10 protein-coding genes are annotated in these 17,856 nt (G+C 44.9%); 2 read left to right on the top strand and 8 right to left on the bottom strand.

Translation table 11 applies throughout. The annotated features are described in order from the left end of the window. Nucleotides 1-268: 268 nt before the first annotated feature. The 7 genes from cydB to QUA90_RS12475 form a co-directional block, all read right to left on the bottom strand. Nucleotides 269-1,282 carry a cytochrome d ubiquinol oxidase subunit II gene (gene cydB, locus QUA90_RS12445; RefSeq protein WP_333383491.1) on the bottom strand — a complete coding sequence of 338 codons (1,014 nt, stop codon included), beginning with the start codon at nt 1,280-1,282 and terminating at the stop codon, nt 269-271. Nucleotides 1,283-1,290: 8 nt separating this feature from the next. After that, on the bottom strand, nt 1,291-2,733 hold the full coding sequence (locus QUA90_RS12450) for a cytochrome ubiquinol oxidase subunit I (RefSeq protein WP_333324856.1): 1,443 nt from the start codon (nt 2,731-2,733) through the stop codon (nt 1,291-1,293). Nucleotides 2,734-3,007: 274 nt separating this feature from the next. Further along, the gene (locus QUA90_RS12455) at nt 3,008-3,481 is read right to left on the bottom strand and encodes a hypothetical protein (RefSeq protein ID WP_333445747.1); all 474 of its coding nucleotides are present in this window, start codon (nt 3,479-3,481) and stop codon (nt 3,008-3,010) included. Further along, nucleotides 3,456-4,661: an urease accessory protein UreH domain-containing protein gene (locus QUA90_RS12460; RefSeq protein ID WP_333445749.1), complete on the bottom strand. Its 1,206-nt coding sequence runs from the start codon at nt 4,659-4,661 to the stop codon at nt 3,456-3,458. Before QUA90_RS12460 ends, QUA90_RS12455 begins: the two co-directional genes overlap by 26 nt. Nucleotides 4,662-4,886: 225 nt before the next feature. Continuing rightward, nucleotides 4,887-5,954, bottom strand: coding sequence for an LOG family protein (locus tag QUA90_RS12465; RefSeq protein ID WP_333324861.1), 1,068 nt, complete (start codon nt 5,952-5,954; stop codon nt 4,887-4,889). 189 nt (nt 5,955-6,143) lie between these two features. Then, nucleotides 6,144-6,467 (bottom strand): thioredoxin, encoded by a 324-nt coding sequence (gene trxA, locus QUA90_RS12470; RefSeq protein ID WP_006631199.1) that lies wholly within the window; start codon nt 6,465-6,467, stop codon nt 6,144-6,146. A gap of 491 nt (nt 6,468-6,958) precedes the next feature. Continuing rightward, nucleotides 6,959-8,122 (bottom strand): GuaB3 family IMP dehydrogenase-related protein, encoded by a 1,164-nt coding sequence (locus tag QUA90_RS12475; protein ID WP_333445751.1) that lies wholly within the window; start codon nt 8,120-8,122, stop codon nt 6,959-6,961. A 122-nt stretch (nt 8,123-8,244) separates the two neighbouring features. On the opposite strand from QUA90_RS12475, the gene QUA90_RS12480 reads away from it, so the two are divergent. Further along, nucleotides 8,245-9,453: a lipid-A-disaccharide synthase-related protein gene (locus QUA90_RS12480; RefSeq protein ID WP_333324863.1), complete on the top strand. Its 1,209-nt coding sequence runs from the start codon at nt 8,245-8,247 to the stop codon at nt 9,451-9,453. A gap of 266 nt (nt 9,454-9,719) precedes the next feature. Here QUA90_RS12480 and QUA90_RS12485 read toward each other — a convergent pair whose 3' ends face one another. Next, a complete protein-coding gene (locus tag QUA90_RS12485) occupies nt 9,720-10,427 on the bottom strand; it encodes a polysaccharide deacetylase family protein (RefSeq protein ID WP_333324865.1) in 708 nt (235 codons plus the stop codon). A 342-nt stretch (nt 10,428-10,769) separates the two neighbouring features. Here QUA90_RS12485 and QUA90_RS12490 point away from each other — a divergent pair, with 342 nt between their 5' ends. Continuing rightward, nucleotides 10,770-17,645: an AAA family ATPase gene (locus tag QUA90_RS12490; protein WP_333445753.1), complete on the top strand. Its 6,876-nt coding sequence runs from the start codon at nt 10,770-10,772 to the stop codon at nt 17,643-17,645. The last annotated feature ends 211 nt before the right edge of the window (nt 17,646-17,856 follow it).

The following is a 17,856-nucleotide window of genomic DNA, read 5'->3' on the forward strand; positions in this document are numbered from 1 at the left end:
TCAAGCATTTTGGTGACAAGCCCCCGGACTCATCCGTGCGAGCAATCTCAAATCTTAAATCGTATGAGGTGTGATCGCTAATTCTCAACCAGTTCCTTTCCCTATTCTGCCCTATTGGCTATGGTATGTATAGTATGGTTTCGTAAGTTGTGATGGTATCATAAAACAATAATTTGTAATTTTTAACCGCAAATATACGCAGATTAACCAGTATAGAAACTTGATAGTATCTGCGTATATTTGCCTGCATCTGCGGTTGTATTATGCTTTATTCGCCGTAGTGGCCGCCGACAACCTTACCCCGAAACACAACATAATTGTAGATGTTGTAAAAAATCATAATCGGGAGCAGAACGCCCATAAACACAATCATAAATACCAGGGCGCTGGGCGAAGCTGCGGCTTGGTAAATGGTGATTTGCGAGGGAATAATGTAGGGAAAAACAATTAATCCCAAGCCGATGAAAGTAAGCAAGAAAATCAGAATCGTCCAGACAAACGGCGTTCGTTCTTCTTTATTTGCGAGACTTTTCAGCAGCAGTCCCACCAATAGCACTCCCAACAAAGGAATCGTGGCAAAGACATAAACTAGCGGTTTATCGAACAACCTGGCTCTAGCACTTTCGTAAAAAATCGGAGTGGCGATCGTAATTAAAACTGCTCCGATTAAAGTTGTCACCGCCGCAATTTTAGCCGTGCGATAGTGATTTGTTTGCAGTTCGCCCTCCGTTTTCATAATTAGATAGGTTGAACCGATCAAAACATAGCCTTGAATCAGCGTCAAAGCAACCAAGATCGATCGCCAATCCAGCCAATCCCAAGTAGAACCTACAAAATGACCAGCTTCATCAACCGCAATGCCTTCGAGCACAGCACCGAGGGCAAATCCTTGAGCTAAAGCTGCTAAAAAACTGCCAGCACCAAAGGCATAATTCCAGAATAACTTGCGATTAGAATGCTCGCGAAATTCAAAGGCTACAGCGCGAAAGATCAAACCAAAAAGCATCATGCAAATCGGTATGTACAACGCTGTCAAAATCGTGCCGTAAGCGAGGGGAAATGCGCCAAACAGAGCGCCTCCCATCAACACCAGCCAAGTTTCGTTCGCGTCCCAAACGTTGCCCAAACTCGTCATTAAAATGCCCCGGCGTTCCTCGTCGGAAGCAGTCAGAGACAGGATTCCTACTCCTAAGTCAAAACCATCTAGCATGACATATAGCAGGAGAAACAAAGCCAAAACTACAAACCAAACTTGCGGGAGAAAATGCTCCAAAGCTTGCATAAAATCTCCTATTGTTGTGCTTCCAAGGGACGTTGATCGGGAATGTGTTCTGCGGGTTGACTTTCGATGGCAGGTTCATTGTCTAAACCAGGCACAGGCAGACTTAAATTAGGCCCTTGGCGGATAATTCTGCTGCCAAAATACAAGGCACAAACAAACAAAAAGCTGTAAATAACTGCAAAGAAACTGAGAGAAGTTAAAACATTGCTGGCGGGGATGTTTGACACCGCGTCAGCAGTGCGAATTTGCCCGTATAAAGCCCAAGGTTGTCGGCCCACACAGCGCACAATCCAACCCGATTCTACAGCAATATATCCCAGGGGAGCAGCTAATACCCAAGCGCGCATCAGCCAAGGTTGACTGCTAATATTTTCAGCAGAAAGTTTGCCTCGCATCCACTGAATTATACTGAACAGCATCAGTCCTAAAAAGAAGAATCCAATGCCGGACATGATGCGGAAACAATAATAGATTAAACCCACCATCCGGGGTCTATCTTCTGGCTTCCATTCCTTCAATCCAAGTACGGGTTCGGAGAGTTTTTGTTTGAATTCCAGAACGTAGCCTAAGCCATTGGGTACGCTAATTTCCCAGTCATTTTTTTGGGCTTTTTCATTAGGCAAAGCTAGCAAAGTCCAATCTGCGGACTCTCCCGCTGGTGAGGTTTCCCACTTAGCTTCGATTGCTGCTAATTTAGTGGGTTGATAGTGATAGACTTGTTCGGCGCTCAAATGTCCGATGTATATCTGCAAAGGTGCAACGGCGATTGCTGTCGCTATGGCAATTTTTAAAGACTTGGAAAAAAACGCTTGGTTGCGCTTATTGAGAATGTACCAAGCGCTAATTCCCCCAATGACAAACAGCGAAGTTTCTAACGTCGCAAAAAACATATGGAGAATGCTGTTTAATGCGAACGGGTTCAGAATTGCTTGAAAGTAATCGCTGACAATAAACTTGCCATTGACCATTTCTCCCCCCGCAGGAGTTTGCAGCCAAGAGTTAGCGACTAAAATCCAGACTGTGGATAGGTTAGCGCCGAAGGCTACCATGATTGTAGCGAAATAATGGACGATCGGGTGAACGCGCTCCCAACCAAATAGCATAATGCCTAAAAAGCCGGCTTCTAGCATAAATGCCATTGAAGCTTCAAATCCTAAAATGCTGCCAAAAAAGTCACCAACCGCTTCAGAAAATGGTGCCCAATTCGTGCCAAACTGAAATTCCATCGGAATTCCTGAAGCTACTCCAATACCGAAGTTGAGGACGTAGAGTTTAGACCAAAAACGAGCGTGATGGTAGTAGTCTGGATTGCGAGTTTTCAGCCACATTCCTTCAACAATTACCAGATAAATTCCCATTCCCGTAGTCAGAACTGGCCACAGCATATGGAATATGGCGGTTAGCGCAAATTGCATCCGCGATAGGGCCACGGTGTTAGATAAGATATCCATCGTTATGTCCTTTAGTCAGTTCAAGAGAGGTTAGCTTGCACGAGTTCTAGAATTGACACTGGTTATAATGTAATGTAAAAATTTGTGACATTTTGTAGATTGGGCAACTTTTAAGGTTTTATACAGATTTCGGTTGTATTTTTTTGTATGTTAAAATAGGTAGATTATGATTTGCCGTCGGGTGGGGGCGGGTTTATGAGATTGTTGGTTTGAGGCATTTATTGTTGGTGAACCCGCCCCTACAAGATTTATGTTCGGTGAGGGAAAGATTATCTTAGCGAACCGTGACTGTATAAGTCAGTTTAAATGGTTTAAAATTAGCTTTATTTTTGGCTGTTCCGCTCAATTCTAGTTCGTAAATTCCTGCCTTGGGAAACACGATATCAGCTCCCGGAATCCCTTGATATTTCTCGGCAGATATGGGGGTTAAATGCGGCTGCATCAGCGGCTTATCCCCCTCTTTACGATTTTTAGGATAAACAGCCAATTTGCAATTACACTGCTCTAGCGGGATAATTTGACCGCCCCTGCGAGTCAGCGCAAACCACACTCTTGCAGGCTGTCCGGCGCGGGGATTGTGGTTGGGCTCGAGGTGAAAGGTAGCTGCTACATCTCCCGAAACTTCGACTTCGTGTGCCAAAACTGAAAAAGAGTTTAACTGCGGTATAGGAAATATTGCTGCTTCTACTAGCAATCCCAAAAAAACTAACAATCCTAAACTTTTACTTTTGTTTGACAGGCGAAACATAGAAATTTTCTAGTGATAAAACTGACCAAAATAAGCGCGATCGCACAAACATAACTAACACCACAACCACCGCTAACACCGCTGTCAGTAGTTGATTGTGCAACTTCCATTCAAAACCGCCGAGATAGTGGGAACCGATGAGTGCCGCGTGTACAGCGCACAGCAAGAAAGCTGGAACGCTTAACAGGTGAAGGATTCGCCACAGCTTGCCTAAAAAATTTTGAATACGATCGCAACTTGTAACCGCCGCCGGCAATATCAACAGCAGCGACAGCATCCCAGCCGCCATTCCCAACTGATGCTGCGGCAACATAAAAGATAGCGCGTCAAAATTCCATTTCAGCGTATGATCCAGCATATGAAACGTGTGGGCGAGTGCTAAGACAAACGCGCCCACACCCAAAGCCCGGCGGTAGCGCAGCAGTTGCGGCAAAAACTTGCTCACCGGACGCGCCAACAGTGCTAGCATCAAGCACAGCAGCGCTGCGTGGCCTGTAAAATCTACCATTTCATCGGTTCGCAGCAAGGTAAGAATCCCGATCGATATCGTCACCCAACCACCCGCACGAAAAAGTTGACTGCGCTTGTCGGCGCTCAATCTGCCAGCAAAAAAACTCACTCCCAGCATCGTTGGCAGCGTGCCGAGTCCAAAAGCCAGCATCGTGGCCGCACCCAAAACCGAATTTCCCGTTTCCGCCGCCTTAATCTGCGCCGCGTAGAGGAAACCGCAGGGAATCAAACCCCAAAGCAAACCCAAAGCAATCGGCACCCACCATTTTTTTTGTGCCGAAAGCTTGCTCATTGCTTGTCCGACTCGATCGTGCGACAGCGGGTGCAATCGGGGCAATCCCGGCAGCAAGTTCGGTTTAATTTGCCCTACTCCGAACCAAATCAGCATCGTGCCCGTGAGAAGTGCGATCGCCCGCCGCAATTCGCTACCCGTACCTGCCAAAAGTCCGCCAGCAATTAACACCGAACCCAGTCCGCCAATTGCAGCACCAACCAAAGCGTAAGCAGTAATTCTCCCCAAATTTAGCAGCAAATGAAAGCGGAAAGCAGCTAATTTATCGTTGCGGGAATTAGAAAGAGAAAACGCCATTGTCAGCGGGCCGCACATCCCAGCGCAGTGACCGAAACTGCCGAGAAATCCCAAAATTGCAATTAGCAGCAGGTCTAGCATTTTGAGTTAGTAGTCAGCAGTCATTAGTTATTAGTTTTTTTACTGCTGATTGATTATTGATGAGTGTTGAATATCATAAATGTAGCCTATCGATTTTGTCAAAAGACAGTCTGTCAAATTTATCTCCATCAGAGGGGCAGGTTTATTTATCCTCTGAGTTAGTTACAACTATTTCTCGTGAAACCCGCCTCTACAGACTAATGACTAATAACTAATGACTAATAACTACTTTTGTTCTGGATGGGCAGCCGCCGGCGAAGCTGCACCCATTTGATTAATAGCAGCAATTAGCTGATAAAGCCGCCCAAAATCCCGCTGGTTGAAATGCAAAGTCAGGCGCGGCAGATCGAAAGTTTCATCTCCTATTTCCGGTTCCAAAGCTTGACTTTTTTCAATTTTTCCGGTGACAACAATATCGCTAAAATCAGTATTTAGCCGATCGACCTTCTCCTCAGAAAGCTCTGTTTTCAAGCGAATTACCAATTTTTCGCGTACATAACGGCAGGAGTGATAAACCAGATAAAAACTACCGATCGCCTCGCAAGCGACATTTATATCGTCAGTAATCGTATACAGGCTGCGATCCTCGGGTGAAATCAAACCCCGGCCCCGCAATTGTTTTTGCACAAAATAATTCCAATCGTGCCAATAATCTCCTCCCGGTCGATCGATCAATACCAAAGGAGCCGGCCCGAACTTGCCAGTTTGAGTCAAAGTCAGACACTCAAAAGCCTCGTCCAGAGTGCCAAAACCACCCGGAAACAGAGCTAAAGCATCGCTCTCCCGGAGAAAAAATAACTTGCGAGTGAAAAAATATTTAAAATTGAGCAATTTGGGATCGCCGGCAATGAAAGGATTAGAACTCTGCTCGAAAGGCAACTGAATGTTCAGCCCAAAAGAACGTTCAGCAGTCGCCCCCTCGTTCCCCGCCTGCATAATTCCTCCGCCGCCGCCAGTAATCACCATAAACCCCTGCTGGGCGATCGCCCGCGCAAAGTCTCTGGCCATCAAATATTCTGCCGATTGCGGTGACACCCTCGCCGAACCAAAAATCACAATTTTGCGAACGTGTCGGTAAGGATAAAACATCTCAAAAGCGCTCTCCATATCTCGGAGCGACGCCGCAATAATTTTCCAGTCTAGGCGATCGAGCTCCTCTCCGGCCATTTGCACTATAGTAGAGAGCGATCGTTCGATCCACTCAGAGTGCTTTAACATTGGGAAGCGATCGAGCAAATCGATCAATTCAGCTTGGAGGGACTCAAAACCTTGACCAGACCCAGAACGAATCATGAATTTTTCCGAAACGATAACAAATTGTCGCTACCAAAAATTAAGGGGCAAGCCAAAGTTAGAAGCCAATAGCCACCAGCAAATTGCCCTGCTGACCACTAATAACTTTTCCCGTAGCTTTGCCCCGGTTCTGAAGCGAGTTAGCTTTCGCGGCCCACAAAGAACAGCGCGAAACCGCTCGCAATTCAGTTAAATGTACTTTTCCAGAGTGTTGGCTAGAGTAGTTTTCGGAACTGCCCCTACCACCATATCCACACGTTGACCCCCCTTAAATATCATCAGCGTCGGAATGCTGCGGATACCGTATTGGCTGGCCACGTTAGGATTCTCGTCGGTATTAACTTTTACTACCTTGACCTGCCCTTCATATTGCTGGGCAATTTCGTCTACGACGGGTGCCACCATCCGACAGGGCCCGCACCAGGGAGCCCAAAAATCCACTAGAACTGGAACTTCGCTATCGAGCACTTCCTGCTTAAAGGTAGAGTCGGTTACTTGCGCGGCTGCTGACATCCCTAGCCATCCTTGTAAATACTATTTCTCGGATAACAAGTCTAGCAAAAAATGTAACCACTTGCGTCAACGATTTTAAGAGAAGGCTTCTGAAGGAAAAAGGAAGACGGTAGAAGGAAGAGGGAAGACGGTAGAAGGTAAGAAAGCACAAGGTTTCTGAAGGAACAAGGCACTTATGTTTCCCAAGGCAGAATGCACTTATATAGAAGAAAAATTCTCCCACTCCCAGACTCTCCCTCTCTCCCCCTCTCCCCCTCTCCGGAGCGAAAAGCCTCAGTCCTGTATCTAGTAAGCAAGAGGCAAGATTTCCGGCAAAAAAGGAACCGCCCGAACAGTAGTCCGGGCGGAGTGTGGTGTGAGGAGTGAACGGAAACTTGTGTCTCCGCTTCTTCTATTGTGACATCTCCTTCTCGATAATTCCACAACATTCTGTAAATTTCGAGACTATTGAACAAATTTTGTCAAGGTATGCTGGTATTCGATCGGTAAATCTACTTACCCATGCCCAAATGCTGAGCTTTTTGATAGACTTTACCCTCAGTCAGCAGAGAAGGAGCAATTACCACTTCCACTTGCTGCATCTCCTTAATATCCTTAGCACCCAAGGTACCCATGCTAGTTTTCAGAGCTCCGAGCAAGTTGTGCGTACCGTCATCTAGCACCGCAGGCCCCCGCAAAATTTGCTCCACAGTACCCGTAGTCCCCACTCGAATGCGAGTGCCGCGCGGTAAAACCGGGCTGGGAGTCGCCATCCCCCAGTGAAAGCCGCGGCCAGGAGCTTCGGCGGCCCTGGCAAAGGGCGAACCAATCATCACTGCATCGGCACCGCAGGCAATGCACTTGCAGATATCGCCGCCGGTAATTAAACCGCCGTCAGCAATCACCGACACATATTTGCCAGTTTCGCGATAGTAGTCGTCCCGCGCGGCGGCGCAGTCTGCTACCGCTGTGGCTTGGGGCACGCCGACACCCAATACGCCCCTAGATGTGCAAGCAGCCCCCGGCCCAATGCCCACGAGAATGCCCGCAGCGCCAGTTTTCATTAAATTCAGGGCGACTTCGTAGGTCACGCAGTTACCCAAAATTACTGGGATCGGCATCTCTTGACAGAATTGAGTTAAGTCTAGAGGCGTGATCGCTTCAGGGGAAAGGAAAGCTGTCGAGACTACTGTTGCTTGCACAAAAAATATATCGGCTCCAGATTCAGCAACCGTCCGGCCGTATTTGCTCGCGCCGGCTGGTGTACCGCTGACGGCGGCAATCCCTCCTCCTGCTTTAATTTCTTTAATTCTCAGGTCGATTAATTCTGGCTTGATGGGTTCGGCATAGAGTTGCTGCATCAGGGAAACAAATTCGTGGTTCCCCACACTGGCGATGCGCTCTAATATTGGCTGGGGGTCGGCATAGCGGGTTTGAATTCCTTCTAGGTTGAGCACGCCCATTGCTCCCAATTCCGACAGCAAAATCGCCATGCGGACATCAACTACTCCATCCATGGCGCTGGCGATGATCGGGATTTCTCGATCGATCCCGCCAATCTGCCACTTGGTATCTGCCAAACTCGGATCGAGGGTGCGCTGTCCGGGTACAAGCGCAATTTCATCTATGCCGTAAGCTCGGCGAGCGCTTTTGCCCCGCCCAATTTCAATATTCACGCTGTTTCACTTCCACAATGTATTTAAATTAGACTAACAAAAAGTTAGCCCGCCCGAGTTTAGCTATCGCACGGCTGTCTTTAAAAAAAGCTCGGCACTGATTCTGATTGTATTCTGATTATATGAAATCGAAGGGGATACTTTTCCTCAGCAACGGGCACGGGGAAGACGCGATTAACTGTCAAATTCTCAAAGCTTTGAGAGTATCTGGCGTGGATGTTGATGTTTCGGCGATGCCGGTTGTCGGTGACGGGGCTGCTTACCGCCGATCAACCGTGCCAATTATTGGGCCCACCAGTCAAATGCCGTCTGGGGGAGTTTTTTACATGAATCCCCTGTTTTTCCTCAAAGATATTGGGGCCGGGCTGATTGCTTTGACTTGGCAGCAATTGCAAGCTGTTTGGACGCATTCGCGCCACTGCGATTTGGTGGTGGCGACTGGGGATATTGTCGCCGGGGCGATCGCCCATGCCAGCAACCGCCCCTATATAATTTTTCTCTCGGCCCATTCTAGTTATTACGAGGGGCGAGTCAATTTGGGTTTAATCTTGTGGCAGTTGCTTTGCTCAGAGAAATGTCTGGCGGTTTTTACTAGAGATGCTTTGACTGCTGCTGACTTAAACCAACAGGGTTTAAAGAAAGCTCAGTTTGTTGGCAATCCTGTCATGGACAACCTCAATTCTACGGGCAAAGATTTGCAGTTAATACCCGGAGTTCGGACGATCGCCCTTCTCCCCGGTTCTCGCCTCCCGGAAGCCACCGACAACCTCGTTTTGCTGCTGGAACTGGTTAAAGAAATTGCTAGTAACTCTACTTTACCGGTGCAGTTTCGGGCTGCTTTAGTTCCAGCTTTGATGCCTGAATTAGATGATATTGCGGCGCGATCCGCATGGCAAATGCGATCGGGCAAGCTCATGTTTCCAACAATCAAACGGTCTTTTGCTGAACAAGAATTAGTCGAAGTGATGTGTTCAGCCGATGCTTTCGCCGATATTTTGCAGCAGTCGAGTTTAGTAATTGGGATGACGGGAACTGCTGTCGAACAAGCTGTGGGCTTGGGAAAACCTGTAATTGCAGTACCGGGAAACGGCCCTGCCTTTACCTATAGATTTGCGGAGGCTCAAAATCGGCTTTTAGGTGATTCCGTGCAGGTTATTGGCACACAACCAGCAAATTCTGATATTCTCAAGGAAGCTGCTTTGGCAGTCGATCGCACTTTGCAAGATGATAAATATTTAGCCAGTTGCATTCAAAATGGTTTAGAGAGAATGGGGCAAGCTGGTGGCAGCATAAAAATTGCTAATTATGTGGCAAACTATCTTGGTTATTGATTGTGGTAGGGTGCGTCAATCGATTTGAGATTTGAGATTTGAGATTTTAGAGGCGACCCCACGGATAAATGCGGGGGCTTGAGGATTTTCGATTTGGGATTGATTCCACGGATAAATCACGTGGCGCGTACCACCTTTGAAATTCGCTTGTCAGGTTTGAAATTTTCAAGCGTTACGGAAAGTCTAATTCTGACGCACCATTTATTTCCTGGTGCGTCAGTATGAGATTGTTGATTTGTCGCGAAAATAATTGTGGCTGACGCACCCTACTGCTCTTTCAACAACTCAGAAACAGTCTTAAATTCGTAACCTTTCGACTGCAAATCCTTGACAATCATCTCAGTTGCTGCTACGGTTTTCGAGCGATCGCCCCCGCCGTCGTGCATCACCACAATCGAACCAGAGCGCACATTGTCAATCACCCGATTTGCGATATCTTCCGCCGTGAGTGTTTTTTCATAATCGTGCGAATCCACATCCCACATAATCAGTTTTTTGTGCATTTGGGATAGCAAGTAAGACAAAACTACAAATCGCCTACCCCAAGGTGGCCGAAAACTAATACTGTCTTGCTTAACCCCAACTTCCTGCAAAAGTTTGTCGGTTTTTTCAATCTCAGACAGCAAAACTTCCTGGGGTTTAAACATCATATCTTTGTGAGAGTAGGAATGGTTTGCCAACTCATCTCCCCTCGCGAAAATCATTTTCACGATTTCTGGATGTTTCTCAATATTGCGACCGATTTCAAAAAAAGTTGCTTTAACTTGATAGCGATCTAAGATATCTAAAAGCTGATTTGTATATGGAGGATATGGCCCGTCATCGTAGGTGAGGGCAACAACTTTCACGTCGGTATCGGCGCGGTTGATGCCGAAATAATTGTGAAATTTAGTAACTTTAATCAACAGCGATACTGCGAAAAATAATGCTATTGTGAAAAGCAGAAACTTTTGTAAATTTTTACCGATTCGCATAGCTGCACGCACTCGATCGAGAATGAAATTGGATTGTTGTCAGATTACCACAATTGGGGAGCTGAATCCTTAAGATATTTTATCATTAATTATTGTCCGTTCCGAATTTTTTCAGTTTGGGCGATCGCACAATAGCTAGACGCTTCAAGTGCCAGTACACTTGTACCCTACATATAGCGTAAGTAAGTCCAGAGCAAAAAAGCAATAATAAAAGATCGGGAGTTGTAGGGGGGGTCAGACAAGGATTTATATTTGGAGCGGCTTTACTGCTCCTCTCACCCGCTCCTCCCATGTTATATTTATTTGTATACTTAACTTTTTTAGGCAGCAATAATTCCCAACATGATTTCACTGCCAGATATCACAATTGTCAGCCAGATTTACGAAAGTGCTAATTCCCTCGTATACCGAGGCATCCTCAAATCTAATCAGCAACCTTTGATTTTGAAACTCCTCAAAGAGGATTACCCCACACCAGCCGAACTCTACCGCTATCAGCAGGAATACGAAATCACTCGCCGTCTCAACCTAGAGGAAACAATTAAAGCCTACGAACTGCGAAAATATGAAAACACACAAGTCATGTTGTTGGAGGATTTTGGCGGAGAGTCCTTAAAAATTCTGCTGGAACGTCGTACCTTTGCTTTACCAGAGTTTCTCCACCTTGCCATCCAAATCACAGATGCTGTAGGCAAAGTTCATCAAAAAAATGTCATTCACAAAGATATCAATCCATCTAACATTGTCTTGAATCCTCACACCGGACAATTAAAAATCATTGACTTTGGCTTATCTACCATCCTATCCCAAGAAAATCCCAGCCTCAAAAGTCCTAATCTTCTAGAAGGGACATGGGCTTATATTTCTCCAGAACAAACAGGACGGATGAATCGAGTAATCGACTACCGCACCGACTTTTATTCTCTTGGGGTTACTTTCTATGAACTGCTAACCAACCAGTTGCCTTTTGAATCCGTCGATGCCCTTGAGTCCGTCCATTGTCATATTGCCAAACAACCGACTCCACCTCATGAAATTCATCCAGAAATTCCCTTACCTGTCTCAGGAATTGTCATGAAATTAATGGCAAAAATGGCAGAAAATAGATATCAAAGTGCTTGGGGAATCAAGGCTGATTTAGACACTTGTCTCGCTCAATCTAGAACTGGTAAAATTCAATATTTTTCCCTGGGATGCCAAGATATTTCTACTCAATTGCAACTCCCTCAAAAACTGTACGGGAGAGAATCACAGATAGAGTCCTTATTGGCTGCATTTGTTCGTGTAGCGTCTGGACAAGAGAAACAAGTAGAAACACGTTTAACAAATAACCTGAGTAACCCAACGACCACTCATTCACAAAATCTGCCCGTACAAAGAGCCACTGAACTTATGCTAATTTCTGGATACTCTGGTATTGGAAAATCAGCTTTAGTTCAGGAATTGTATAAGCTCATAACTCAAAAAAGCGGCTACTTTATTTCAGGTAAGTTTGACCAGTTGCAACGCGATATCCCCTATCAAGCTTTAGTCGCTGCCTTCCAAGAATTGGTGCGACAATTACTCACAGAAACTCAATCGCAATTACAACAGTGGCGAGAGAAGATTCGACGGGCATTAGGAATCAACGGACAAATTATAATTGATGTCATTCCTGAAGTTGAACTGATTATTGGCAAACAGAATCCCGTCCCCGAATTACCTGCCACTGAAGCTCAAAATCGTTTTAATTTAGTTTTTCAAAACTTGCTCCAAGTCTTTTGTCAAAAAGAGCATCCCCTCGTACTATTTCTAGACGATTTGCAATGGACAGACAGTGCTACCCTGCAATTAATCCAGTTGATAATGACTCATGCTAATACTCAATATCTGTTTTTGATTGGAGCTTATCGAGATAACGAAGTGAGTGCAAGTCATCCTGCCATGGTGACTTTATCTGAGATAAGCAAGCAGGGGATAGTGGTTAACCATCTCTCCCTTTCAACCCTAAATTTCAACCAGGTTAATGAATTCATTGCAGATACGCTGAAGACTGAGTGCATCCATACCCAAAGATTAGCCGAGTTGGTTTGGGACAAAACACAGGGAAATCCCTTTTTTGTCAAGGAGTTTCTGAAGTCACTTTATACAGAGCAATTCCTGAAATTTGATACTAATGCTGGGGCTTGGTCTTGGGATTTAGAACACATTATAACTAGGAACATTACTGATAATGTTGTTGAATTCATGTCCGGAAAAATTAAACTTTTATCAGAACCCACACAAAAAGTTTTACGGTTAGCCGCTTGTATTGGCAACAAATTTGATTTGACAACGCTTTCAACCATCAATGAAACTTCTCAAAAAGAAACGGCCAATGAATTATGGGATGCCATTCAAGCGGGATTGATATTACCGGTCGGGGATGAGTACAAATTTATTCAAGCAGACCTAGACTCGAATGACTTCAAAATTACTTATAAATTTGCTCATGACCGCATCCAGCAAGCCGCCTATTCCCTAATTCCCCCAGACGACAAGCAAGCGGTTCACTGGAAAATCGGGCAACTGTTGTTACAAAATACACCGCCACACATACTCCAACAAAAGATTTTTGATATTGTCAATCAACTCAACTTCGCTATTCAAGCAATTGACTTTCTGTTAGACAGAGATAAACTTGCTCAACTAAATCTGATTGCTGGCAAAAAAGCGAAGGCATCAGCAGCTTGGAAACCCGCCTGGAATTACTTAAAAATTGGTATAAATTGCCTGAGTGCAGATAGTTGGCTTCGTCAGTATGACCTAACTCTGGCACTTTATGTGGAAACAGTAGAAGCTGCTATCTTGAGTGGCCACGTGGAGGAAATGGAAAAATTGGCTGACATTGTGCTTCAACAAGCTACTTCATTGCTCGACAAAGTGAAAGTCTATGAAGTCAAGATTCAAGCCTATACAGCACAAAACCAACCGTTAGAAGCGATAGATACGGCGCTTTCAGTATTAAAGTTGTTGGGAATTCGCTTTCCAAAAACAACAACAAAATTAAATATTTTTTTTGAACTGGTGAAGACTAAGTTAAGTTTAGCAGGAAAGCGAGTTGAGGACTTGATCGACCTACCATTGATGACTAATCCTTATAAGCTAGCAGCGATGCGTATCCTCTCAAGTGTAGTTTCTGCTGCCCATTTTGCTTCACCTGAATTGCTACCGTTAATGGCGTTTAAACAGGTAAAGTTATCAATCAAATATGGGAATACTTCTGTGTCTTCTTGTGCCTATGCTACTTACGGACTAATTCTGTCTGGGGAAACCGTAGGAGACATTGAGACTGGTTATAAATTTGGGCAACTTGCTATTTTGTTACTAGATAAATTTAATACTAAAGAACTCACACCCAGAACCATATTTATTGTTAATTACTTTGTCAAACATTGGAAAGAACATCTTAGGGAAACTTTAAACCCTTTGCAGAATGCTTACTCCATCGCTCTGGAAACTGGAGACTTAGAATATGCAGCTTATGCAGTTTGTGTATACTCCTACCATTCCTATGTATTGGGGAAGGAATTGGCAACAGTCGAGGCAGAGATGGCAATGTACAGTAATACCCTCAGCCAACTGAAGCAAGAAACATCCTATTACTACAACCAACTCACTCGACAGGTTGTATTGAACTTGATGGGCCGGGCTGAAGATAAATGCCGTTTAATCGGTGAAAGCTATGACGAAACAAAAATGTTGCCTCTGCATATAGAGGCGAATGCTCAAAATCTATGTCGTTCCCTCTATTTTTTTAAGTTACTTCTCTGCTATATTTTTCAAGACTATCAGCAAGCTATAGAAAATGCTAAATCCGCCGAAAAATATAGCGATAGCGCTGTAGGTACTATTCCTCTCTACCATTTCTACAATTCTTTACTTTATCTGGCTATCTATTCTGACGCACCAAAATCAGAGCAAAAACTCATCCTCCAGAAGGTTAAAGCCAACCAGAAAAAGATCAAGAAATGGGCTCATTTTGCTCCAATGACTCACCTCCATAAATTCTATCTAGTGGAGGCAGAGCGATATCGAGTTTTGGGTGAAAAGGCTAGGGCGATCGACTACTACGATCGCGCCATTGCCTTAGCCAAAGAACATGAGTACATCAACGAAGAGGCTTTGGCTAATGAACTGGCTGCCAAATTCTACATCGCTTGGGGAAAAGAGCAAGTTGCCCAAGCCTATATGACAAATTCTTACTACTGCTATTTACGTTGGGGCGCAAAAGCTAAAATGACTGATTTGGAACGACAGTATCCTCAACTTTTAAAGCGTTTTTCGACAGCCAATATGTCCATAAATTCGCGCAACAGCCTACCTACTACTTCTGGCAATACTTCAGGTGAACTCCTGGATTTGGCAGCCTTGATGAAAGCATCTGGGGCAATTGCCAGTGAAATTGAGTTGGATAAACTCCTCACGACTTTGATGAGAATCTTGCTGGAAAGCTGCGGCGCACAAACTGGCTATCTAATTTTAGAGTCTCAAGGACAACTGAAAGTCGAAGCGTCAGGTGAGGCTAACTCAGATCAAGTGATGGTGTTGCAATCTACTCCTATAGAAACTTGTCTGCCGGTGTCGATTATTCACTATGTTGAGAGGACTAAAAAAGGACTGATTGAAACCAATGTTGCCCGTGAAGGCAGATTTACCCAAGATGCTTATATCAAAACACACCAGCCCAAGTCTATCCTTTGCGCCCCTCTACTCAATCAAGGGCAATTAATTGGCATTGTTTACTTGGAAAATAATTTAGCAAATGGGGTTTTTACACCCGATCGCCTGGAAGTGATTCAATTGCTTTCGACTCAGGCGGCGATCGCCCTTACCAACGCCAGACTCTACACTCAGCTACAATCGACGCAAAATCGCCAGAATAAATTCCTTAATGCCATTCCTTTTGGCATATCCGTTCACGACGCGAAAGGACAACTGGTTTTCGCCAATCCAGTTTCACAGCAGTTACTGAATATTCAAGATTTACCCAAAGCCGAAATCGAGCAACTCTCAAAAACCTATCACGTTTATCGGGCAGGCACAGACCAAATGTATCCAGTGGAACAGCTACCCTTGGTGCGATCGCTTCGCGGTGAAAAAACATGGGCGGATGATTTGGAACTGCACTACAGTGAGCGAATCGTTCCCTTAGAAGTAACTAGCACGCCAATTTTTGATGAGACGGGTAATGTAGAATATGCGATCGCAGCTTTTCAAGATATTAGCGATCGCCAGCAAGCACAGATTACGCTCATTGAAAATGTCCGTTTAGAACAGGAAATTCGCGAGCGCAAAAAAACAGAAGAAGCTCTGCAGCAGAGCGAGGCACGCTACCTTGGTATTCTCGAAGACCAGACAGAACTGATTGCCAGGTATCTGCCAGATGGTACCGTTACCTTTGTCAATGAAGGCTTCTGTCGATTTTTTGGACTGACAAGGGAACAACTCATCGGGCATCACTACGCACCTGTCGTGTTTGAAGAAGACCGCGAATATATAACCAGACTCGTTAATTCCATTAGCAAAGACAATCCCGTTGTCACAATTGAAAATCGGGTGATTGTTAGCTCCGAAGTGCGTTGGACGCAGTGGGTTAACCGAGGGATATTTGATGATTCCGGTTGCCTTGTTGAATTACAGGCCGTAGGACGAGATATCAGCGATCGCAAAAAAGCCGAAGCAGAACTCGAACGGGCAAAAGAAGCCGCCATTGCCGCCAACCTCGCCAAAAGCACTTTCCTTGCCAACATGAGCCACGAATTGCGAACTCCCCTGAACGCCATTCTAGGTTTTTCTCAACTGATGAATGAGGATACAAATCTGTTAAATGAACAAAAAGAGAACCTTAACATCATTCAGCGCAGTGGAGAGCATTTATTATCTCTAATTAATCAGGTGCTTGACCTTTCCAAAGTTGAAGCTGGAGGCATGACGTTATCTGAAAATAATGTGAACATTCATCAGTTTTTAGCTGAAATCGAGGAGATGTTTGCGTTGAAAGCAAACGCTCAAAGCTTACACTTACGATTTGAATGTGCGACCGATGTTCCTAAATATATCTGTGCTGATGAAGTTAAGTTGCGGCAAGTGCTGATTAATTTTCTCAGTAATGCCGTTAAGTTTACCTCTTCGGGAAGCGTGTCTTTAGAAGTAAAAAATAAACAGGTAAAAGCCCAAACTGAAACCGAAACACAAACAACCAACCAACAAAAAACAACCATTACCTTTGAAGTAAAAGATACGGGAGTTGGTATTGCGGCCGAGGAACTCGAGAATCTATTCAAACCCTTCGTGCAAACAGCATCCGGTCAAAAAGTACAGCAAGGAACCGGATTAGGACTGACCATTAGCCGTCAATTTGTCCGCTTGATGGGAGGTGAAATAACAGTCATTAGTCACGGTAAAGCTTTCACCCCTGGAATGCCTCTCAAGGAATTTTTAGAACACACAACGGGCACAACATTTAAATTTGACATTCCTGTGGGCATCGCTGATGCCAGCGCCATTCAAAATCAACCCCACAGTCGTCGCGTCGTTGGCCTAGCGCCTAACCAACCCCAATATCGCATCTTAGTAGTGGACGATCGAGATTACAATCGGCAACTGTTAGTTAAACTCCTCCAACCTGTTGGTTTTGAGGTGCAAGAAGCGAGTAACGGTATTGAAGCCCTTGAAATTTGGGATTCATACTCACCCCATCTGATCTGGATGGACATGAGAATGCCAGTTATGGATGGGTATGAAGCCACGAAACGCATTAAAGGCACCCTTAAAGGTCAAGCTACTGCTGTTATTGCTATTACTGCTAGCGTGTGGGAAGAAGAAAAGGCAGTTATTTTATCCGCTGGTTGTGATGATTTTGTGCGAAAACCGTTCCACACAGAAGCCATCTTTGACATCATGGCTAAACATTTGGGAGTCGGTTATATTTATCAGGATAAAGAGCTAGCGTCTTCCCCTTCTAATGTGACTGGAGAACCGTTAAATTTCACTAATTTATTAGCAGCGAGGTCAAAAGAATGGATTGTAAAATTGCATGAAGCAGCTATTGACGCGGATTCGGAATTAGTGTCTCAACTCCTTAAGGAGGTTCCTGAATTTCACCCTTTCGAGCTTCAGACTCTCAGGGGTTGGGTGACGAAGTTTCAGTTTGAGAAGATTCTCGATTTAACTGAACCCTTGGTGGGTGAATCTTGATATTTTTAGGAATTACACAGGGGTGGTCAGAAACCGGGTTTTTTTACGAGAAGACGCCTTACAGCCCGTAGATACGCTAAAAAACCCGGTTTCTAGCCGTGGGAGTGCGTAAGTCCCGTTTATCTCATATGTTGCACCATTCTCCAGAACAGGCAAGATGCCTGTTCCACAAAAAGTGCATTTTCTTGTGGGGTGGGCATCCTGCCCGCCC

The organism is Microcoleus sp. D3_18_C4 (assembly GCF_036702355.1).
Lineage (GTDB): Bacteria > Cyanobacteriota > Cyanobacteriia > Cyanobacteriales > Microcoleaceae > Microcoleus.